This is a genomic window from Tatumella terrea (assembly GCF_039523755.1).
Lineage (GTDB): Bacteria > Pseudomonadota > Gammaproteobacteria > Enterobacterales > Enterobacteriaceae > Tatumella > Tatumella terrea.
The window spans coordinates 124,892-144,516 of sequence record NZ_BAAAFX010000006.1; the positions used below are offsets into that span (position 1 = coordinate 124,892).

The 19,625-nt window shown below is 47.6% G+C and carries 21 protein-coding genes and 3 pseudogenes; 6 read left to right on the forward strand and 18 right to left on the reverse strand.

Annotated features, from left to right (window positions below; translation table 11 throughout):
* Nucleotides 1–26: 26 nt before the first annotated feature.
* The 4 genes from hflD to rluE form a co-directional block, all read right to left on the reverse strand.
* Nucleotides 27–668 (reverse strand): high frequency lysogenization protein HflD, encoded by a 642-nt coding sequence (gene hflD / locus ABD035_RS03580; RefSeq protein WP_212712303.1) that lies wholly within the window; start codon nucleotides 666–668, stop codon nucleotides 27–29.
* Between the two features lie 14 nt (nucleotides 669–682).
* On the reverse strand, nucleotides 683–1,798 hold the full coding sequence (gene mnmA / locus ABD035_RS03585) for a tRNA 2-thiouridine(34) synthase MnmA (protein WP_343867748.1): 1,116 nt from the start codon (nucleotides 1,796–1,798) through the stop codon (nucleotides 683–685).
* Between the two features lie 63 nt (nucleotides 1,799–1,861).
* Nucleotides 1,862–2,320 carry an NUDIX domain-containing protein gene (locus ABD035_RS03590; protein ID WP_343867750.1) on the reverse strand — a complete coding sequence of 153 codons (459 nt, stop codon included), beginning with the start codon at nucleotides 2,318–2,320 and terminating at the stop codon, nucleotides 1,862–1,864.
* A 59-nt stretch (nucleotides 2,321–2,379) separates the two neighbouring features.
* Complete coding sequence (rluE, locus tag ABD035_RS03595) at nucleotides 2,380–2,994, reverse strand: 23S rRNA pseudouridine(2457) synthase RluE (protein WP_343867752.1); 615 nt, start codon at nucleotides 2,992–2,994, stop codon at nucleotides 2,380–2,382.
* Between the two features lie 346 nt (nucleotides 2,995–3,340).
* Here rluE and icd point away from each other — a divergent pair, with 346 nt between their 5' ends.
* Nucleotides 3,341–4,591 carry an NADP-dependent isocitrate dehydrogenase gene (gene icd / locus ABD035_RS03600; RefSeq protein ID WP_212712307.1) on the forward strand — a complete coding sequence of 417 codons (1,251 nt, stop codon included), beginning with the start codon at nucleotides 3,341–3,343 and terminating at the stop codon, nucleotides 4,589–4,591.
* Nucleotides 4,592–4,787: 196 nt separating this feature from the next.
* Here icd and ABD035_RS03605 read toward each other — a convergent pair whose 3' ends face one another.
* Complete coding sequence (locus ABD035_RS03605; RefSeq protein ID WP_343867755.1) at nucleotides 4,788–5,243, reverse strand: GNAT family N-acetyltransferase; 456 nt, start codon at nucleotides 5,241–5,243, stop codon at nucleotides 4,788–4,790.
* Nucleotides 5,244–5,271: 28 nt separating this feature from the next.
* Nucleotides 5,272–5,742 (reverse strand): Lrp/AsnC family transcriptional regulator, encoded by a 471-nt coding sequence (locus tag ABD035_RS03610; protein ID WP_343867757.1) that lies wholly within the window; start codon nucleotides 5,740–5,742, stop codon nucleotides 5,272–5,274.
* A 117-nt stretch (nucleotides 5,743–5,859) separates the two neighbouring features.
* Between ABD035_RS03610 and ABD035_RS03615 the strand changes: the two genes are divergently transcribed.
* Together ABD035_RS03615 and ABD035_RS03620 are read left to right on the forward strand one after the other, a co-directional pair.
* Nucleotides 5,860–7,089 (forward strand): MFS transporter, encoded by a 1,230-nt coding sequence (locus ABD035_RS03615; RefSeq protein ID WP_343867759.1) that lies wholly within the window; start codon nucleotides 5,860–5,862, stop codon nucleotides 7,087–7,089.
* A gap of 227 nt (nucleotides 7,090–7,316) precedes the next feature.
* Nucleotides 7,317–7,457 (forward strand): annotated as a pseudogene (locus ABD035_RS03620) (NADP-dependent isocitrate dehydrogenase); the annotation flags it as partial.
* Nucleotides 7,458–7,560: 103 nt separating this feature from the next.
* Here the strand turns inward: ABD035_RS03620 and ABD035_RS03625 are convergent.
* From ABD035_RS03625 to ABD035_RS03675, 11 genes and pseudogenes are all read right to left on the reverse strand, one after another.
* A pseudogene (locus tag ABD035_RS03625) lies at nucleotides 7,561–7,872 on the reverse strand (site-specific integrase); the annotation flags it as partial.
* Nucleotides 7,873–7,907: 35 nt separating this feature from the next.
* Nucleotides 7,908–8,237 (reverse strand): DUF1493 family protein, encoded by a 330-nt coding sequence (locus tag ABD035_RS03630; protein WP_343867761.1) that lies wholly within the window; start codon nucleotides 8,235–8,237, stop codon nucleotides 7,908–7,910.
* Nucleotides 8,234–8,377: an STM2901 family protein gene (locus ABD035_RS17690; RefSeq protein WP_486388819.1), complete on the reverse strand. Its 144-nt coding sequence runs from the start codon at nucleotides 8,375–8,377 to the stop codon at nucleotides 8,234–8,236. Before ABD035_RS17690 ends, ABD035_RS03630 begins: the two co-directional genes overlap by 4 nt.
* Before the next feature lie 65 nt (nucleotides 8,378–8,442).
* The gene (locus ABD035_RS03640; protein ID WP_343867763.1) at nucleotides 8,443–8,736 is read right to left on the reverse strand and encodes a contact-dependent growth inhibition system immunity protein; all 294 of its coding nucleotides are present in this window, start codon (nucleotides 8,734–8,736) and stop codon (nucleotides 8,443–8,445) included.
* 488 nt (nucleotides 8,737–9,224) lie between these two features.
* Nucleotides 9,225–9,515: a contact-dependent growth inhibition system immunity protein gene (locus ABD035_RS03645; RefSeq protein ID WP_343867765.1), complete on the reverse strand. Its 291-nt coding sequence runs from the start codon at nucleotides 9,513–9,515 to the stop codon at nucleotides 9,225–9,227.
* 4 nt (nucleotides 9,516–9,519) lie between these two features.
* Nucleotides 9,520–10,347, reverse strand: a complete 828-nt coding sequence (locus ABD035_RS03650) for an RNase A-like domain-containing protein (RefSeq protein WP_343867767.1) — start codon at nucleotides 10,345–10,347, stop codon at nucleotides 9,520–9,522.
* A 321-nt stretch (nucleotides 10,348–10,668) separates the two neighbouring features.
* Complete coding sequence (locus tag ABD035_RS03655; RefSeq protein WP_343867769.1) at nucleotides 10,669–11,007, reverse strand: DUF1493 family protein; 339 nt, start codon at nucleotides 11,005–11,007, stop codon at nucleotides 10,669–10,671.
* Nucleotides 11,001–11,465 carry an STM2901 family protein gene (locus ABD035_RS03660; RefSeq protein ID WP_343867771.1) on the reverse strand — a complete coding sequence of 155 codons (465 nt, stop codon included), beginning with the start codon at nucleotides 11,463–11,465 and terminating at the stop codon, nucleotides 11,001–11,003. Before ABD035_RS03660 ends, ABD035_RS03655 begins: the two co-directional genes overlap by 7 nt.
* A gap of 139 nt (nucleotides 11,466–11,604) precedes the next feature.
* The gene (locus tag ABD035_RS03665; RefSeq protein ID WP_343867773.1) at nucleotides 11,605–11,931 is read right to left on the reverse strand and encodes a DUF1493 family protein; all 327 of its coding nucleotides are present in this window, start codon (nucleotides 11,929–11,931) and stop codon (nucleotides 11,605–11,607) included.
* Nucleotides 11,925–12,370, reverse strand: a pseudogene (locus tag ABD035_RS03670) (STM2901 family protein). The gene ABD035_RS03665 and the pseudogene ABD035_RS03670 overlap by 7 nt, the downstream one beginning before the upstream one ends.
* Before the next feature lie 148 nt (nucleotides 12,371–12,518).
* Complete coding sequence (locus tag ABD035_RS03675) at nucleotides 12,519–13,457, reverse strand: LysR family transcriptional regulator (protein WP_212712333.1); 939 nt, start codon at nucleotides 13,455–13,457, stop codon at nucleotides 12,519–12,521.
* Between the two features lie 65 nt (nucleotides 13,458–13,522).
* Between ABD035_RS03675 and ABD035_RS03680 the strand changes: the two genes are divergently transcribed.
* On the forward strand, nucleotides 13,523–14,140 hold the full coding sequence (locus tag ABD035_RS03680; protein ID WP_343867776.1) for a LysE family translocator: 618 nt from the start codon (nucleotides 13,523–13,525) through the stop codon (nucleotides 14,138–14,140).
* 456 nt (nucleotides 14,141–14,596) lie between these two features.
* Nucleotides 14,597–15,466 (forward strand): DMT family transporter, encoded by an 870-nt coding sequence (locus tag ABD035_RS03685; protein ID WP_343867778.1) that lies wholly within the window; start codon nucleotides 14,597–14,599, stop codon nucleotides 15,464–15,466.
* A gap of 585 nt (nucleotides 15,467–16,051) precedes the next feature.
* Here the strand turns inward: ABD035_RS03685 and ABD035_RS03690 are convergent.
* Complete coding sequence (locus ABD035_RS03690) at nucleotides 16,052–16,825, reverse strand: nucleotidyltransferase domain-containing protein (RefSeq protein WP_343867780.1); 774 nt, start codon at nucleotides 16,823–16,825, stop codon at nucleotides 16,052–16,054.
* A gap of 642 nt (nucleotides 16,826–17,467) precedes the next feature.
* Between ABD035_RS03690 and ABD035_RS03695 the strand changes: the two genes are divergently transcribed.
* Nucleotides 17,468–19,600 carry a TonB-dependent siderophore receptor gene (locus ABD035_RS03695; protein ID WP_343867782.1) on the forward strand — a complete coding sequence of 711 codons (2,133 nt, stop codon included), beginning with the start codon at nucleotides 17,468–17,470 and terminating at the stop codon, nucleotides 19,598–19,600.
* Nucleotides 19,601–19,625: the final 25 nt, after the last annotated feature.

A 19,625-nucleotide genomic window follows, 5' to 3' on the forward strand; every position in this document is an offset into this window, starting at 1 on the left:
TTGTAAAAGCAGTAAGGCTGTCGCCGTTAAACGCCGGGCGACAAACGGGATAAAATTAGTTTTGCTTCGTCCACGATGCGTGACCGGCTGAACATCAGATGCAGTCGTCCGCCACCCACCTGCTGCCAGAGCACGGCGGCACGGATGCCGGTAAGCAGGGTGGCGCGGATTTTACTCTGCACCAGCGGGTTCTGCAGAATAGCCGACGAACCGGTGACCTGGATCCGCGGTCCCACAGGGCTTATCACATCCACATAAATCCCGGCGATGGCCGCGGTGATCGTCTCTGAGTCCAGTTCATAAAACTGTAATTGCCGGTCGAGATTGGCGATACGTTCGCTCAGCGCTGTCATCGCTTTGCTGTTTTTGTGCAGCTTGCGCTCCAGCATCAGCAGACTGAGGGTATAACGGGTAATTTCGGCGCCAGCGCCCTGACGGGAGGGATTATGAAGCACGGCGATTAAGGATTCCAGCCCGAAACGCAGGTTAGACTCGTCTTTGCCATACACGGCCAGCGTGTCTGCCGGATTCAGATCCAGCAGACTGCGGAGGGAAACCTCATAAACATCCTGCGGGCAATGGCCCTGATGCGCCAGCTGCTGTGCCAGATGGGCTGCCTGACAAACCCCGGCCAGTGCCAGGGTAATATCATATATATTTTTCGCCACTGCGCCTCCGGAGGCTATTGCGCTATCGGTAGCGGCAGGCGTTGTTCGATAACGCCTCCACCCAGACAGACGTCGCCCAGATAAAAGACTGCGGACTGACCCGGGGTAACCGCGGCAACAGGCGCATCGAAACGCACCTCGATTCTGTCATCGGACAGCGGGGTGACGGTACAAGGAATATCGGTCTGGCGGTAACGGGTTTTCACGGTGCAGCGCAGCGGTTCGGTCACCGGCTGACGGTCGACCCAGTCCAGTTGCTGTGCAATCAGGCCCACAGACATCAGGCGCGGATGTTCAGCGCCCTGGGCAACGATAAGACGGTTACCGGCAACATCTTTATCCACCACATACCACGGATTATCATTACTGTCTTTCAGGCCACCGATCCCCAGCCCTTTACGCTGCCCCAGGGTGTGGTACATCAGCCCCTGGTGTTCGCCTAATACCTGTCCGTCGGTGCTCTCAATCACGCCTGGCTGTGCCGGGAGGTAGCGGGCCAGGAAGTCGCGGAATTTGCGCTCACCGATAAAGCAGATACCGGTGGAATCTTTTTTACGTGCCGTGATCAGGTCCAGTTCTTCCGCAATACGGCGGACTTCCGGTTTTTCCAGTTCGCCGACCGGGAACAGGCTTTGAGCAACCTGCTGGTGGCTTAAGGTATACAGGAAATAGCTCTGGTCTTTATTGCTGTCCAGGCCACGCAGTAACTGGCTTTTACCGTCTTTATCCTGACGACGGACATAGTGTCCGGTCGCTATCAGATCGGCACCCAGATCTTCGGCGGCAAATTCCAGAAACGCTTTGAATTTGATCTCTTTGTTGCAGAGGATATCGGGGTTCGGGGTCCGGCCGGCCTTATATTCTTCCAGGAAATGTTCAAACACATTGTCCCAGTATTCAGCGGCAAAATTAATTTTATGCAGCCGGATACCCAGTTTATCGCAAACCGCTTGTGCGTCAGCCAGATCGTCGGCTGCGGTACAGTACTCTTCTCCGTCATCTTCTTCCCAGTTCTTCATGAACAGGCCTTCAACCTGGTAGCCTTGCTGCAGCAGTAACCAGGCAGAAACAGAGGAATCAACGCCGCCGGACATCCCGACGATTACTTTTTTTTGACTATTGTCAGACATGACCTACTCACACAAGACACATTTAAGAAAAACTGGCGGCACATTCTACCATGATGCCTGCGGTTACGCATCCCCGACGGACGGCCAATTGAACGCACAGACCAGGCCAAGCGGATAGCGTTCGCCCTGTTGCCAGAGGCGGACACTCTCTGCGACCAGCACCGAACGCAGGTTCTCTGCCTCCAGGAGGTCCCCGGGCGACAGCCAGTGGCAGCGGGTAATATCGCTGTCCAGCGGAGCGGTTTCCGCACAAAAGGGCAGGTCGAGGCCAAAAAGGAAGCGGATAAACGGGGTGTTATCCGGCGCAATCCATTGATGAACGCCGAGAAAGTATTGCGGTTCCGCCTGCAGACCGGTCTCTTCATACAGTTCCCGGCGGGCTGCCTGGAGCAGAGTTTCATCCGCTTCCAGGTGTCCGGCGGGCTGGTTAAGCGTTGGCTTGCCGTTAATGTCTTCCTCGACGACCAGCAACCGACCTTCGGCATGGACCAGACAGGCAACAGTAATATGCGGGCTGAACATAATGACCCCCGGTGAAAGGTGACGGGCTCCGGCAATCTGTGCCGGACAGAACGGCCAGCTTACACCGCAGGGCTCACATCACGCCAGTCACCGTTGCCGAGATTATCGAGGGTATAACTGCCGATGGCATAGCGGATCAATCGCAAGGTCGGAAAGCCGATAAACGCGGTCATTCTTCGCACCTGCCGGTTACGTCCCTCATGGAGAACAATTTTCAGCCATTGGGTCGGGATAGATTTACGTTCACGTATCGGTGGCTGACGGGGCCAGAGCCATTCCGGTTCAGGCACTTTTTCGACCCCGGCCGGTAACGTCAGGCCATCTTTTAATACCACACCGTCGCGCAGACGCTGCAGAGCAGCCTCATCAGGTTCACCTTCCACCTGAACGTAGTAAATTTTCGCGGTGCGCTTACCCGGTTGTGTCATGCGGGCCTGCAGCTTGCCATCGTTGGTCAGCAGTAACAGCCCTTCGCTGTCCCGGTCCAGACGGCCGGCAGCATAAACGCCCGTGACGGGAATAAAAGCTTTTAATGTCTGGCGGCCACCTTCATCGGTAAATTGCGGCAGGACATCAAAGGGCTTGTTAAACAGTATCACTCTGCGGGGGGCAGACTCTTTGACCACGGCAGCAGGGCGCCGGGGACGTCGTGCGGGTCGGGATTTAATTTGCATAATTTTACTTCTTAAGGATCATCGCGCCAGTATAGCCTGAACTGCAGGGGCAGACAGCAACAGAAAGCCGCAGAGACAGGGAAACAGGCAATAACTGCCGGTTTTTCGGGCAGTTACCCTGAGCCGGATTTCCGCGGCAGACATCACAAATTGAAAAGGTTAATCCGGAGCGCAGTGAATAAAAGACTTATCAGCGGCCACTTTTTGGGGTAATACTCTTAGCATGCGTGACACAGGAAAGCGTCCGACAGGTTCGGTTTTTTTGCATGCTATTGCCGGAAAATTGCAGTACCATGGCCCGGCATATTACAAATCATTAACATAAAATCGCTCGAAGGAGAGGTTGATGGAAAGCAAAGTTGTCATTCCGGCGGAAGGCCAGAAAATCACCCTGGATCAGGGTAAACTGGTTGTTCCTGAAAACCCGGTGATCCCTTATATCGAAGGGGACGGAATTGGTGTTGATGTTTCTCCGGTAATGTTAAAAGTCGTTGATGCCGCGGTAGAGAAAGCCTACCAGGGCAAACGTAAGATCTCCTGGCTTGAAATCTACACCGGTGAAAAATCCGTTGAGCTGTATGGTCCGGATGTCTGGTTACCGCAGGAAACCCTGGATCTGATCAAAGAATACCGCGTTGCGATTAAAGGTCCATTAACCACTCCTGTGGGTGGCGGTATCCGCTCCCTGAACGTGGCACTGCGTCAGCAACTCGATTTGTACATCTGTCTGCGTCCGGTCCGCTACTACCGCGGGACCCCAAGCCCGGTAAAACGCCCTGAAGATACCGATATGGTGATCTTCCGTGAAAACTCTGAAGACATCTATGCCGGTATCGAATGGAAAGCCGGCAGTGCTGAAGCGAATAAAGTGATCAACTTCCTGCGTGAAGAAATGGGAGTGAAAAAGATCCGTTTCCCTGAACAGTGTGGTATCGGGGTCAAACCGTGTTCTGAAGAAGGCACCAAACGACTGGTGCGCGCGGCGGTGGAATACACCATTGCGAATAACCGCGATTCACTGACACTGGTTCACAAAGGCAACATCATGAAATTCACCGAAGGTGCTTTCAAAGACTGGGGTTACCAGTTAGTGAAAGAAGAATTCGGTGGCGAGCTGCTGGATGGCGGCCCGTGGATGACCTTTAAGAACCCGAACACCGGCAAAGACATTATTGTCAAAGACGTTATTGCCGATGCCTTCCTGCAACAGATCCTGCTGCGTCCGGCCGAATACGATGTGATTGCCTGTATGAACCTGAACGGCGACTACATTTCAGATGCGCTGGCAGCACAGGTGGGCGGTATTGGTATTGCTCCGGGAGCGAACATCGGTGACGAATGTGCACTGTTTGAAGCCACCCACGGAACCGCACCAAAATATGCCGGTCAGGATAAAGTGAACCCTGGCTCAGTGATCCTTTCCGCGGAGATGATGCTGCGTCACATGGGATGGACCGAAGCGGCCGATTTAATCATTAAAGGTATGGAAGGAGCCATCGCGGCCAAAACCGTTACCTACGATTTCGAACGTCTGATGGACGGCGCTAAGTTGCTGAAATCCTCAGAGTTTGGTGATGCGATCATCAGCCATATGTAATCCGGCCACACCGCTGATACATAAGCACGGGTTCTGAAAAGAACCCGTTTTTACTTAGCGTGCTAAGGGTTATCAAAATATTATCAAAACGAGTTATCAAAACCCGGTCCTAAATCGCAATCAGGAAAGGACTGAGGGCGTAATCTCTGCAGCACCTGATAACATCATCCAGGGTCACTCCTAAAGCATCGCATTGTTAGTTAGTGAGCTTTAGTCGGAGCCTTGGACCGATTTCAACAAACCCTTGCTTTTTATAAAAATTTAGAGTTCTGATCCATTGTGGCTGATGCGGAGTTCCAACAGATAACGACGACCAGCCTATATTAACCGCATGATCAGTTAATGCCTTTATCAGTTGAGCAGCAATACCTTCTGATCTACTCAAAGGCTCTACATATAGCTCATTTATTATCCCAAAATCTTTCTCTGAATAAATAGCCGATGAAGTAACAGCTGATATAAACCCGACAGGTAATGTATCATTTTCAGCCAGGAAAGTTACTGTAGGGATAGACGACTCAATGAATAGTTTGACTCTTTCTTGAGTTATTGTAATCGTCTTGTTATCTCTGTTTATCTCAGTGAGCAAATTTGAGGCCAGGTTCGCTATGGTTGTGCAGTCATCGGCTGAAGCAACTCTCACTCTTAACATAATTAATTAGCCTTTTTTGAATTTCTAATTACACGGGAATTCGGGTTGTATGTTTTATCCTTGCAAGGGAGAACTGTGAATTCACTGTTGCCACTGATGGATGGTTCAAAAGAACTTTTTTTAAAAAATTCTCGTACTGGCGTATGTCCTTTACGGCTACCATTAACATGTAATCCCATTCTCCCGATACCGAATATCCTTCAAGAATACACTCCTGTTCGTGTACAAGCGTTTCGAATGCTTTTGCATCGTTTTCTGAATGGCTCTTTAGCCTAAGAAAGCAAAGAACGTCGACATTCTGGTCTAACATCTCTCTGTCAACCAGGACAACGGTTTTAGTAATTACTCCGCTAGCTTCCATCGCTCTGATCCTGCGCCAACAGGAAGCAGGAGAAGTCGCCACAGCATTAGCCAGAGTAGCTCCGTTGATAGCTGCATCTTTCTGCAGAGACTGGAGTATTCTTCGGTCAAGTGAATCGAGTGATAATATTTTTTTCATAAATATACAAAAAGTGAAATTCAGGTTTCATAGTTTATAGTTTTTCTTAGTGAGAAAAGCAAAAAAATTTCATGAGTTAATAATATAATTTCATTTTTGAATTTTATGGTTTAATGAATGAAACTTCCAGTTTTTTCCAAAATTTTCACACCAGTCAACACTCTTCTATTTTCAGGGGTTATTGCTGCATTTCATCTTGGAAAAGTTTCTCCGGCATTGAAGTCTATTCACCTTCAGCCGGAAATAACTATAGTGCAATCGGCATTTCTTCTATCTCTGATGCAGGTTGCTGGAGCGTTATCAGGTGTTTTTGCAGGTCTGATATGCAGTCGTGTAGGCTCATTACGGAGCCTACTGATAGGGCATTTTTTACTCTTTTGCGCAAGTATCGCTGTTTTCCTGATTATCAGTCCCAGCCAACTATTAGCACTAAGAGCGATTGAAAGTGTGGGGTATCTGATGATAGTACTGCCCACTCCAGGGCTCATTCGCGAAATTGTTCCTGCATCTAAACTTTCATTCTGTCTGGGTCTTTGGGGATGTTTTGTGGCGATAGGAACCTCTGCTTCTTTTGTAACTGGGCCCTATATTTTAGAACTCGCTGGGTGGAAGACCTGGTGGTTTATCGCTGCAGTTCTATCTGCTCTGAGTGCTTTATTACTTTACTTATATGTGAATCCTGTTTTATCAAGAATAAATGTAAGTACGATATCCAATACTATTTCCAGGACTATATGGTTAAGGACGTTCATCACTGTTCTGAAAAATTCGAATGCATGGTGCCTGGGTATTGCATTCGGAATATATACAGGGCAATGGATAACGATAATTGGTTTTCTTCCTGTTATCTATTCAGGAGCTGGTATTGGGAAAATTATGGCAGGAATGCTGACAGCTGCCGCTGCTTTCGTTAATATTTTAGGGAATGTAGTTGCTGCAGTTTTGATGCATCGAGGATTTAAAAAAAGCAGAATTCTAATTACAGGGTATGTTCTTATCATGGTTATGCCTGTTTTTGCCTTTTCTGATTTCACTCCTGATATCTTTGGGGTCAAATATATCGCTGTACTACTATTCTCAGCTATAGGTGGAGTGATTCCTGCGATAACATATGCACTTGTAGTACAAATATCTCCTTCTGAAGAGACTATTGCGGGTTGTGTTGGTTGGGTACAGCAGTTGACCTCTATTGGCATGCTAATAACACCCCCGCTGATTGCCGAAATCTCGTTGCTTGCCCGGGGATGGGAATGGACATGGACTGTGACATGTAGTGGGGCGTTAATAGGAATGTTCCTATCTGCTCGAGTAGCGACCAGATGCGAAAAAAATTTACAACGTGATTGATAATCTTTGATAAAAATATTGCTAAGTTTCAATTTATGAACAGAATAGTAAATATTTTTTATGATTTATATTATTTACTTTCCAACCAATTTAATTGAAGAATTTTAGTTGATTAATTTTTCAGGATCTACCTTCTCTCACGATACTATTTTTTTAACTTTGAATATTTATTTTTATGTGGTAAATAAAATATTCTAAGAATGATACTGCGCAACATGGACTAGATCGAAACGGCTGATTTAATCATTAAAGGTATGGAAGGTGCCATCGCGGCCAAAACCGTCACCTACGATTTCGAACGTCTGATGGACGGCGCTAAGTTGCTGAAATCCTCAGAGTTAGGTGATGCGATTATCAGCCATATGTAATCCGGCCACACCGCCGATACGCTAATAAAAAACGGGTTCTGAAAAGAACCCGTTTTTTATTAGCGTGCTAAGGGGTATCAAAATGAGTTATCAAAACCCGGTCCTAAATCGCTATAGTGATCCAGTCTTTTCCCCGGTCGTCGTGATATTTATCCGTCTGTTGTTGTGATTTATGACCCAGCAGATTTTTAGTATCTATCCCCTGAGCTTTATACAGACGTTCGGAAAGAGAGCGTTGCTCATGGAAGGTCGGGGCAGCATCCGGTGGCCAGTTCAGGCCACATTTGTCCCGGGTTTTGGAAAACGCGGTGGTGAGGTTGTTGGCTGCAACCTGACCGTATCCGGGGACCTGTGAGGTGGCATGCCGGTAATGCACAAGGTACTTACTCTCTACCAGATCCCGGCATTGGTTGACGGCATATACTTAAGGATAGCTTCGGAACAGAGGAGTTAATCATATAACCAGCGTCCTGCCTTTGCTGATTCGATAAGCATGCGGATAGTGAAGTCCGGGACAGGTATTGGCAGAGGTTTCCTGAAGCAATTCCAGGTTAAATGTGCAGAGGGGTAGTAAGTTTCAATTTTGAAATGGCCCCGTTCGACACTGAATTCCCTGAAAAAGTCATTCATCAGATCTTCAGCTTCAAGTTCGTCAATACTTAGATCGGTATCCAAATCAGTGTCAGGTGTCAGCTCTACCTTTTTTAGATTAAATAGATAAGTGCCGGCATAAGGCCTCACCAGCTCATACACTTTAGGCTCTATGATTTTATCTGTCATAACTTATCATTTCCCTGAGCAATAATGTTGTAGTTACGTGATGTACGATAGGCGATTTGCAAGATATCAGTGCTAAGGATAATCACTCCGGCTAAAGGAATTGAGCGACCCGTAAAGGGTGAAATATTACGAATTCCCAATGTTCTGGCAGTTTTTCCTGGCAGTTAAAGTAACGCATAAACTCAGGTTTTGAATTCTGAAGCTGCTATTCCTTATCGGTCCTGATAATTTTTTGGATAAAAACTCTAAAGAATATCCGGATATCCGTAATAATAATTCCGGGCTGAAAAATTTCCTCAAACGCTTTGTCCGGGTTATCCGGGTAATCAGTGAGAAAGAGTTCAAATTCGTCGGCCAGTTGGCCCGGAAATTCGGTCGGGCAATCGGAGATGTAGTAATCCATAGCCCCTTCAATAGAATCTGTTTCACAGATGTAATCGTAATCCTGATTGAGATACGCACCCATCAGATTTTTGATTAACGGATAGGATGTTTTCACCGTTTTTACCCTCCAGGGAAGGCTGTGAGAATGGACCAGGGTTTACCGTTATAAGGCTTGTGATCCGGAACTATATGTAGATTCGACGTTGAAATGAGTTCAGTACTGCCCATCCAGATATCCCTGCCAGCCTTATCGTCGGTTGCTCGATCTGTCATCTGCTTCCTCCACCCGGTAATAGTCCTGGCCTCGATATTAGCGGTATTGTTCTTGAAAAACTGCGGTAATTATACGTGCCGCCTCACGAATATCGGTAGATCAGCCGGGTCATCAACAGAACGGTTCACACTGAGGCTTGTCATCCGGTCGCAAGGACAGAACCCTGCTTACTTTACTTAAGAGCCTTATCAGCGAGAAAGTCCCTTTATTTGGGGGGGGCGGGCAACCGAAGACAATAATCTCGTTAGAATCCAGGCAGCAAGGTCGCAGTGGCGAACAGACGGTGATCATCTGATGTACGAGACTAATGATTCTTCGTTGACTAACTCTCAATTCTTCTCCGCTTTTTCCAGACCCTTAAGCACGCGTAAAAGCAATCCCTTGCCTTCCTCTGCCGAAAAATAATTACAATAACGCGTTTTGAATTCTGATTTGATAGCATTGTCATCGTTACAAAGAAATGCTAACACTTCTTTTTTTAAATCCTGATGGTCTTGGGTAGCTAATCCTTTTGTATAAATATCGATGGCATCATCAATAGTTTTAGCTCCGGTAATATAGTCGAAGTCCTGATTAAGTGTACCTTCAATCATAATATCAATCTGGGTAGTTGAAAGCATAATTCTAAACCTCCGGAAATGCGGTTAAAATATAATATGGCTTACCATTATAAGTTTTGTATTTAAGTACAATCTTTACTTTAGTCGTATTTATTAACTTGTCACTACCTATGAAAAGTGAGTAACCAATAATTTTTCCGGCATCGTAGGTAATAATTAGATTATGCCGTGCCTGGCGTGAAGCCAAAATTTTTATCCACTCTTTATTTACCTTCAACGCGTTAGCGATGGATTTCTCTGCCAGGTTGATATTACTAAATGAACTGACCATATTAGGCTTTCGCATCAGATGTGCAGTACTTTCAAGGCGCTTTGCTAATTCATCCTGTGTTTTGGCAACATGTCTTGATATCGTATGGCCACCAGGTTTTACCCCTGGTGCTGATTCATGTTGAATCAGTTGGATTCTTCCCACGCGCACAGAAGCTACTCTCACAGCTCCAAGCCCAATAGAAAAAGCCACCGGCACACCTACATCTACGGTCAATCCAATGTTCCAGGCAGTGTCATCATCAGCGCCGAATTTTTTAGCCATCGCCACAGCTAAACGGAAAGTTGCACTTTGTATATTTTGACCTGAATAAACCCGTAAAGCAGTATTAATACTGTCCATACAATGGGCTCCAATAACTACGCATGCAGCCTTGGTCAGACCGGTAGGTTCAGGCACCATGCACAGCGCGCTCGCGCCAGCAAGCTCCAACGTCCCCATTACGAGTCCCAGCCCTCCATATAGACGATTACTTAGCGTCTCACCTTCCGTCACAGAGCTATCAGTCAGTACTGCAGCAAGCTGAACCGGTGAAATCACTATTTTTATGCCATCATCCATGATTAATCCTCATCTAAGCAGAAGATATATGTTTATAGAGTTTCCATTTTTCTGGCTTCAACTCCACTGACTGCAAAAAATCTGTATTAGTAATACCTTCATCCCCGACATACTATTTATCGATTTTTCAGTATTGGAGATTACTTCGCCTTATTTACAAAAGAAGATACGTATGGGATTGTTTCCTAAACAAAGCTATTGCTCCGATTGATACGTATGAAACTCCCTTTGATCGTGTTGGCTAATAAAAACCCCTGGTTATTTTCTGCAGAAGGCATCTGAAAATAACGTCCGGAAATCATCGCTCCCTGAAAGGGAAGGTTAATCATACAACCAGCGTCCTGCTCTGGCAGATTCAGCGAACATTCTGACGGTAAATGGCGGGCGCTCAGAGACTATTTTCCTCATGATTTCCCGGCCTTTTATTAATCGCTTAAATAATGATATTTTTATTATTGGACAGTAACGATTCATATTGATTTCAGAAACATCAATACCAAATTTCTGACCAAAATCTTCGATCACATAAGGAAGTTCATCGGGAGCGCAATAGTCCTGTAGATGTGTGTCTAATTCCAAAGGGATTGGACGCCACTTCCGGTTAAGCGGTATTGATAGCTCGTTACTAAAGAATTTAAGAACCTCTTTGTCCGTTACCATACCTTATCATTACCCCTGGCAATTTTATTGTAATCACGAACGGTTTTATATGAAATTTGTGACACGTCAGAGGCTAAGATTACCCAGCTAATGACAGGAATAGTTCGGCCAACAAACGTTCCTACTTTGGCGACCATTCGGGGTTTCATTGTCCAGGGAGTGTAACCGCCGATGAAGGTTGGTAATCTGATCCCGTATGGGAATTTAGCGTTGCCAAAGGCTCTGCGTGATGCTTTTGATAGGTAAGAGGTTCCGTCGATTGCATCGCGAGGCTTGGTTCTCGTTAGCTGATCATTCCTTCCAGCCAGTAAAGCGACTACAGCGGAAAAATCAGCTACCCCTAATCCAGGCTGCTCTACAAATTTTTCACCAAAAATCATGAAAAATAGTTCGCTTGCTTTGAGGTTAGATCTTCCTGCATAAAAATAAGTTCCATTGAGTTCTTCAACCGTGTCCATACGGCCTCCTTGTGTTCAAAAGACGACAGGCTAAAAATACAGAACCAGCTGCTGTTTTAAGGTATTAAACCTCCGAATATTTGCTGCAGAAGGTGTCTGAAAACAACGTCCGGGAGTCGTCGCTCCCGGAAAGTAAGGGTTAATCATATAACCAGCGTCCTGCTCTGGCAGATTCTGCAAACATTCTGACGGTGAGCGTTTTTTTGGATTGTGTTACCGGTTTTTTGGTAAACCAGCTTCGGAAAAACCACGGAATATTCCACGGGAGATAATTTTCAATATTTAATGATGAGACATCAATATCAAATTCTTCGGAGAATTTATCTATCGCAAGCGCTAGATCTTCTACTTCAGCATATTCCTGCAGAATAGTGCCTGCATCAAGTGGAATGGATTTCATTAGTAACGATTTAACCACCGGTAGTTGCCGGCGAAAGTAATTAAGGACTTTTTCATCGGTCACCATATTTTATCGTTTCCCCTGGCAATGCGGTTGTAATTTACTGTAGCCCTGAAAGCGATTGTAGCCACATCAGAGGCGACGATGACCCACCCCAATACAGGAACCGTACGCCCGACGAATGCTCCAGGAGGGTTAACCATTTTAGGTTTTAAGGTTCGCAGGCTGGCATTAGTGAATGTCGGGAGACGAAAGGGTAGCTCCGGATTAAGACGCCGTCGTGCCATTTCCGATGCTACAGATGTCCCTTTCGTTGCACCGCCAAATTTATCCCTTGTGGGTCGAACAGGCTGGCCAGGAATTAGCATGCAACGGCCACAATGTCAGATGTACCAGACTGCTCATTTACAGCATCAGGAGAGAACCCGGGAAATAATTCTCCTGCAGAAAGGTTGGGAATTCCTCTATAAAAATACGTACCCTTAAGTTCTTCAACCGTGTCCATACGGTCTCCTCATCTTCATCGGTATCGGTCCGGTACACCTTACGAGAAGATCAAATTTTGTACAATTGGTGCTTTTACGGTATTCGGGCAATTTGGTGGCAATTGTCTGATCCCCAGTTATTATTCGAGGAACGCATAAAATCGTGGCTTACACCTGAAGTGGTTCATTCAGTGTCCGAAGCCAGGTAAGCAGGTCTGCCTGCAGGCTACCCGGCTCGAAGGGTTCACGAGAGAGCAGGTAGTAGCGGGAGCCATCCCCGGCGAAGCCCATTGGCGCAGATAAAACGCCACTCTCAAGATCGTCACAAACCTGATACCACGAACCAATCGCTACGCCAAGTCCGGCAACGGCTGCCTGCAGACTGAAGTAGAAATGATCGAAACTCTGGCCTCCCGGACCGACTGCAGGCTGACCTGCGGCGCGGGCCCATGCCTGCCATGCATCGGGGCGTGTACGGGTATGAAGATACTCAGCGCCCGCAGCCAGTTCGGGACCCGGGGCATTAGCGGTAAACCAGCGGGAAACTTTATCCGGGCGACATACCGGCCCTACCTTTTCTGCGAAGAGGGGTGCGGCAAAATAGCTTTCCGGCCAGTCAAAGTCATCGCGCCGGATCGCCAGGTCCAGGCCGCCGGCAAATGAAAAAGGCCCGCCACCGGCCGCAAGGCATATCTCAGTCCCTGCATGCTGTGCCTGGAACGCAGGCCAGCGAGGTAGCAGCCAGCGCATTAGCAGTGTGGGTTCGCAGGAAAGCACCCACCGCTGGCGCTGCCGTACGCTGGCGCGCAAGGCATCAACAGCCTGCTGCATAACGTCCAGCCCTTCGCCGACCGCAATGGCAAGTTTGTGACCGGCTTCGGTCAGAAAGACGCGCCGGCTGCGCCGCTCAAACAGCGGAACGCCCAGTTCCTCCTCAAGCAGCCGGACCGCCCGGCTGACCGCGCCATGGGTAATATGCAGCTCCGTGGCTGCCCGGCTAAAGTTTTCGTGGCGCGCCGCTGCTTCAAAACTGCGTAAGGCAATCAGAGATGGCAGACGAGCCGACGGTAATGGTGACCCAGGCTCACAATCTTTGTCAGATAACATCGTTATTCACCGGAGGTTATGTACAGTAAAGTCGGTATATTCATTAAGTTACAAAAGGAAGTATTATGACTGAACTGCTAGCTGTAATCACCATCACAATATTCGCCGTCATCAGCCCCGGCCCCGATTTTGCTATGGTTTCACGCAACAGTTTGCTGCTTTCGCGTCGTGCGGGGCTGCTCACAGCGTTCGGGATAGGCTTAGGCGTTCTGGTTCATGTCTCTTATACACTGCTGGGTGTGGGCGTGCTGATACAGCAGTCACTCTGGTTGTTTAATGCCATCAAACTGGCAGGCGCTGTTTATCTTATCTGGCTGGGCATAAAAATGCTTCGCACAAAAGCCGGTGGCACGGTGACTGACACCCGGTTGGCACCTTTGTCAGATGCAGGGGCTTTACGCACCGGTTTCCTGACCAATCTACTGAATCCTAAAACCTCTGTCTTTATCGTTAGTATGTTTATGCAGGTGATAAAGCCGGAGACACCACTGATAGCGCAAATCGGCTACGGACTGTTTATCTCGGTGGCTCATATGGTCTGGTTCAGTCTGGTAGGGCTCTGTTTTTCTGCGGGAAGGGTTCGTGACCGCTTTCTGGCGGTACGTCACCGGGTGGATCGAATTTTTGGCGGCTTACTGGTAATTTTTGGTGTGTTGCTGGCAGTAGCCTCCCGGACGCGTTAAGCCCCCTCGGCGATTAAAACAATAGACAGTAAATATGGCAGGGGAGTTAACATGCAGGAGGGGCACTTCCCGGGTTATTTTTACAGCAGCATAAAATGGTATTTTTCCTAAGGTTATAAAGCGCTTTCAACTAACCGGCCTGAATATCTGATTTTCTCATCGCTGACCACAATCCGGTCCTTACCGCTGGCATCGTGGTATTCAGACATACCGGCGGAAAAACTGCCGGATTGTTTTTAAACGGTAGTCCCCACCGGATATCCTTAATATTCAATGGGTCTGTAACATAGTGCTTCCGGATTTAAGTGATTTATATTATTGCATTTAGTGATATCAATATGATTATAATAACAAAATTAATTTTCTCTAAGGGAAGCCCTGTGAGGATCACCATCGAAGGAAAATTTTTAAAACAATGGTACCGGTTCCTTTTTTCGTGCAGTTAGGTATTAAGTAATGCAAAGTATTATACTGGGTGTATTCGCAAGCTTGTTATCTGCTGCAACTGCCTGGGTAGTTTCCTATTCCAGCAATGATTATATTAGCCCTCTTTGGTTATTATTGGGCCAATATATCGTCGGGATAATTTTATCCCCCCCTAAGCAGAAACCTGTTGCGCCTCTTACTCTTCATGGGATCAGGTTAGTTGCCGGAATTTGGGCATTTGCCGGATATTACATCGCCCTGGCGACTCCCGGAGCAAGTGCTGCAGATGCGTCAATGTTATTGAATACTGCCCCCATTTTCGCAACGTTCTATGCTGTAAAACAAAACCGGGCAAGGCTCAGTGCAATACTTGCCTTTGTGGGTGTCGCTCTGACAATAATTTCCGAACATAAAGGCGGGTTACATTTTGCTATTTGGCAGTTTTTAGCGTTAACTTCGGCTCTTGCTTATGCGGCATCTTTTATTATATTAGGTCTGTTGGCGGATAGGGGTGAAAAACCTAAACCAACCAGTTCGGTCTATAACTTACTTTCAGTACTGGTCATCATTATACTCATTGCGATTTACAGGCCACCATTGCCGATACATTGGTGGCCTGTGATAGTTGTCGGTGGGATCGCAGCATTGAGAATACAGGTTCTTACTATCGCTGTAACATCCCCTGAAGCTTCTGCAAAAGTATCCATTTTGACAAATTTAGCGTTCGTATGGTTAGCCATTGCAGAGGTGATTCAGGGAACTCATTATACGTTGTTACAATGGGTTTCCATGGCACTTGTTATTCTGGGGGTTGGGATCAGTCCCGGAAGTAATGCGGCTCAGAAGGATAAGATCCGGAATCGGCCCCGGCGCCCTCAACGGACCGATGGACAGCATTAATTTGCTGAAGTCCTCAACGTTCGCTGATGCGATTATCCGTCGCAGGTAATCCGGTGTGATTACCGTTACAACCGAAAGATAGGTCAGGGCTCTGAAAAGAGCCTTTTTTCCTGTCACGTTCCCCTCCACCCATGTTCCGTATTCAACGGCATTCTTTACTTTCCCGCATCAGCCATTCAGGCAGGGGGGGGGCAAAATAGGATCCCTTATGCCCCGTTAGCGTGCCTGTTCCGGACTCTGCCGTCCCGTCCCGGGGGCCGTTTACCCGAAAGGATAAGAGAACCCGGAATAGGGATTTACGGGATCCTTTCTTAGATAAGACGGTATCATTGATAGTGAATAATGGTCGTTCCGCGATGTGATTCAGAACAAAGCTACAGCGGATGAGGCTATGTTCTGCTTAACTTGAGGTGTTACTTTCTGCAGTCAGCATTCCACCAGTATTTGTTTTCGCCGGAGGTTTTAGTAAAAACAGGAGTGCGGGTTAAGGAAGTTAGAAAAATAACCTCTTATTCTGCGCTGCTAAGCCCTCAACAATGCGGGTACCAGTGATATGAACTTTGCTATCTTAACCCTCCGGCAATCTCAGTTTTGCGGTTTGCGGAACGCGACATCCAAACAGCCGGCAAAAGCCATGACTCTTTTTTCGAAAGTAGTCTCCTCGTCGTACGGCGGATGAGCCATTTTCATTAAGTAATTCATTTCTCCCGCCAGCGCCGGATAACGGAGAATGAATTTATCACTGTGTTCAGTAAGCGTTTCCGGCCAGTCCGTATCCTGCTCATCGCGCAGAATACTGGTTGCCCGGATGAGCTTTCTTGCCACGGCACGTTGCAGGAGTAGTTTCCTGTTTTCATCGCCGGAAGCCTGTCTCTGAGCCATTAACTCCGTCACCACCGTCGGGAAGTCACTGTTCAACGCCAGGGCAATGGCTTTAGAGGGTGTAAATGCCCGGAATCGCTGACTCAGATCCTCTCCGTAGACACAGACACAGTGATGCCTGAGCCAGTATCCCCAGCTCAGCCTGTTGTCGGGGTGCAGAGCCTGTTGTAACAGACCGCAATCAAAATCAATTTTGCTGACAACAGGGTGATCGATTTCAAGTTCACTTTTAATGCGCGCGAGGTGTTGTGCCGTCTGCTCATCAGGCTCCCCGTTAAAAATAAGTGACACATCGAGGTCCGATCGTCCCACCGTCGCCCGGCCTTCGGCAACGCTGCCATACAGGTACAGGCTATGTATCTGTTCAGGAAAACAGCAGGGGAGTCTTCTGACCAGGTCAGCAACGACACCAGAAAATGCGGGTTGTATTTTATTGCGCGTTGGTTGGGTTATATAACCCTGACTATCTACGGCCATGGCTCTCACTCCTGATCTGATCATCCCCCGAAATGATGACCGCTGGGTCACTCACCCCGGCTCCACCGAAGGGTTACCGTATCTCACAGAAAGAGAACTGACAACGGGTGAAAACGCCAGAGGGGGCGGAAAGCGGGGGGACTTTTTCATTGAGAGGGTAGCCGGGGTGGAAATATCAACACCTTGTGATGCTGTTTCTATGTCCTGTCGGTAATGTCGTCACTGCTGATGGCGTCATATTCCGTTCCGTGACAGGCAACATATTCCGGGACAGAGGTAGAGACCTCTCCGGTTTACACCCGACACCCTTGTAGTCATATGTCCGCATTAGCGTTATTAAAAGTATAACTCCGACCCGAAGTGTTGTTTTTTTAGTGGTCTTTATTTTTATAACTTATTGATAATAAAGATTTGTTATGTTTTTTCATGGGGGGTGGGGTTATGAGGTGAATGTAGTGATCGGAGTGTATTTTGTGTTTACTACTACAGAGCTTCGTGTTGAAATGATTCTCAATTACATTAAGGGAGCCCCGGGAACACTGCCAGTATCGCTGCGATTTCAGGTCATCGCGCCGAAAACTCCGGCAACCCGGATTACTTTCACTAAAGAATACTCAGACAATACTCCGGAAAAAAGCAACAATGAATCAGAACGTTAAGTCTCAATACCGCAGGCCTCCTCTGTCCAAAATATGGCTTGCAGTATGTAGTGGTTTATTAGTTTCGTCGGCGGGTAGTTACGCCGCTGATAATACGAATGTGTTAACTGTAACGGCTTCGGATAAAAAGGCACAGACTGACGACGGCTATTCCAGTCCGACCACTTCGGTCGCCAGTAAGACACCGACTTCTAAACTGGATGAAGCACAGTCCATCAGCGAAGTGACTAATAAGCAACTGCAGGACTATCAATCGACGAATTTATCTGATGCTATGCGTTTCGTCAGTGGTGCGTCACAAGCGAATACTCTTGGCCAGACCGAGGATGGTATTGTTCGCCGCGGCTTTGGTTCTAACTCCGACGGTTCAGTCTTCCGTGATGGAATCCGCAGCAGTCAGGGGCTGAACCTTGATGCCACAACGGATCATGTCGAAGTGTTAAAAGGTTCATCCTCTCTGTTGTACGGGATCCTGAATCCGGGGGGAATGATCAATGTGGTCAGTAAAAAACCACAATATGAGTGGCATACCATCGTTGGCGGTCATTATAACAGTACTGGCGGTGGCGCAGGGAATATCGATATTACCGGGCCTTTAGGCAATGGTTTTGCTTTCCGTCTGATTGCTGAAAAACAGGACCAGAATTACTGGCGTGGATTCGGTAATGAAAAACATAACCTGCTAGCCCCCTCGCTGCAGTGGTATGGCGATAAAGCCAGTTTTAATATCAGCTATGAAGATTATCAGTACGATATCCCTTATGACCGGGGAACGGCGTTTATTAATGGTAAGCCCATCGATATCGGTTACAAGACGCGACTGGACGATTATTCGAATCATGCATGGGGACGTAACCAGACATTCAGTTCCCACTGGGATTATCAGTTCAATGATATCTGGTCAACCCGGGTTACTGTCGGCCTTAACCAGCGAAAATATAACAGCAATACGATGACCACCACGGCGGTGAATACGACGACCGGTGTTGTCACCCGGCGTCCGGATGCTTTCCGTGGGTTTAACCACAAAACAAAATATGTCTCCTGGGACGCCATCGGCACCCCTGAAATCCTGGGGATGACGCATAACATGGTATTCGGCACTGATTATGAGATGAATCAGACCTATCGCGCTCACGCGTATAACGGTAAAAAGAATACCGATTTCACGCTGAGTCACCCGGTCTATGGTCTGGAAACTATCACCGACAGCTCCACCGAAAAAACGGCTGACAGTAATTTACTGAACCGGTTACACAGCCGTTCGGTTTATTTCAAAGACAGTATCGATCTGACAAACGATTGGACGGCGGTAGCCGGAGCCCGTTATCAGCATTACGAGCAGCGTGAATCCCGTGGAGCGCAGTCCACGCTGACGTATAGCGATACAGGGAATAAGTTTCTGCCACAAACCGGGCTTATCTATAAGCTGACCCCGGATGTTTCGTTTTACGGCAGCCTGAGCAAATCATTCACACCGTCAACGACGCCGGATGATTATGGCAATGTCGCGGCGCCGGAACAGGGAACCACTTACGAGGTCGGCAGCAAGTGGCAGATAACGCCTGCATTGTTATCGACGATTGCCTTGTACCGTATTGATGAGCGTAATGTTGCTCTGGCCCTGAATGGCAGCACCTATGCGGTGGACAGAGCACGTTCCAGCGGGGTAGAGTTCGAAGTCAATGGTGAGATCTATCCGGACTGGGATATCAGTGCTAATTACAGCTATGACCAGGCTGAGATTGTTAATGATAAGACGAACTCAGATAACAATGGCAACCGCCTGCAGAATGCCCCGCGCAATTCAGGGTCAGTCTATTTAAGCCATAATATCCGGTTTAACCCTCTGCCTGGCAGCTTCCGTATCGGTGGCGGTGTCCGGTACATGGGTACCCGTGCCGGTGATGCAGATAATAGTTTTACCCTGCCAGCTTATACCGTGGCAGACAGCTTTATCGGCTGGGATAACCAGTTCATGGGGCAGAAAACCCATTTACAGCTGAATCTGAATAATCTGTTTAATAAAGAATATTACACTTCAAGCGGAGGCAACTTGCGGGTCATCGAAGGTGAAACCCGTAATCTGGTACTCAGCGCGAGTGTTGAATTCTAAGTCTGAAATCCTGTCGGCCACAGAC

Coding starts and splice junctions, on each gene's coding strand:
- mnmA (WP_343867748.1), bottom strand. CDS start 1,798: ATGTCTGACAATAGTCAAAAAAAAGTAATCGTCGGGATGTCCGGCGGC.
- ABD035_RS03590 (WP_343867750.1), bottom strand. CDS start 2,320: ATGTTCAGCCCGCATATTACTGTTGCCTGTCTGGTCCATGCCGAAGGT.
- rluE (WP_343867752.1), bottom strand. CDS start 2,994: ATGCAAATTAAATCCCGACCCGCACGACGTCCCCGGCGCCCTGCTGCC.
- icd (WP_212712307.1), top strand. CDS start 3,341: ATGGAAAGCAAAGTTGTCATTCCGGCGGAAGGCCAGAAAATCACCCTG.
- ABD035_RS03605 (WP_343867755.1), bottom strand. CDS start 5,243: ATGTTAAGAGTGAGAGTTGCTTCAGCCGATGACTGCACAACCATAGCG.
- ABD035_RS03610 (WP_343867757.1), bottom strand. CDS start 5,742: ATGAAAAAAATATTATCACTCGATTCACTTGACCGAAGAATACTCCAG.
- ABD035_RS03615 (WP_343867759.1), top strand. CDS start 5,860: ATGAAACTTCCAGTTTTTTCCAAAATTTTCACACCAGTCAACACTCTT.
- ABD035_RS03630 (WP_343867761.1), bottom strand. CDS start 8,237: ATGACAGATAAAATCATAGAGCCTAAAGTGTATGAGCTGGTGAGGCCT.
- ABD035_RS03645 (WP_343867765.1), bottom strand. CDS start 9,515: ATGCTTTCAACTACCCAGATTGATATTATGATTGAAGGTACACTTAAT.
- ABD035_RS03650 (WP_343867767.1), bottom strand. CDS start 10,347: ATGGATGATGGCATAAAAATAGTGATTTCACCGGTTCAGCTTGCTGCA.
- ABD035_RS03655 (WP_343867769.1), bottom strand. CDS start 11,007: ATGGTAACGGACAAAGAGGTTCTTAAATTCTTTAGTAACGAGCTATCA.
- ABD035_RS03660 (WP_343867771.1), bottom strand. CDS start 11,465: ATGGACACGGTTGAAGAACTCAATGGAACTTATTTTTATGCAGGAAGA.
- ABD035_RS03665 (WP_343867773.1), bottom strand. CDS start 11,931: ATGGTGACCGATGAAAAAGTCCTTAATTACTTTCGCCGGCAACTACCG.
- ABD035_RS03675 (WP_212712333.1), bottom strand. CDS start 13,457: ATGTTATCTGACAAAGATTGTGAGCCTGGGTCACCATTACCGTCGGCT.
- ABD035_RS03680 (WP_343867776.1), top strand. CDS start 13,523: ATGACTGAACTGCTAGCTGTAATCACCATCACAATATTCGCCGTCATC.
- ABD035_RS03685 (WP_343867778.1), top strand. CDS start 14,597: ATGCAAAGTATTATACTGGGTGTATTCGCAAGCTTGTTATCTGCTGCA.
- ABD035_RS03690 (WP_343867780.1), bottom strand. CDS start 16,825: ATGGCCGTAGATAGTCAGGGTTATATAACCCAACCAACGCGCAATAAA.
- ABD035_RS03695 (WP_343867782.1), top strand. CDS start 17,468: ATGAATCAGAACGTTAAGTCTCAATACCGCAGGCCTCCTCTGTCCAAA.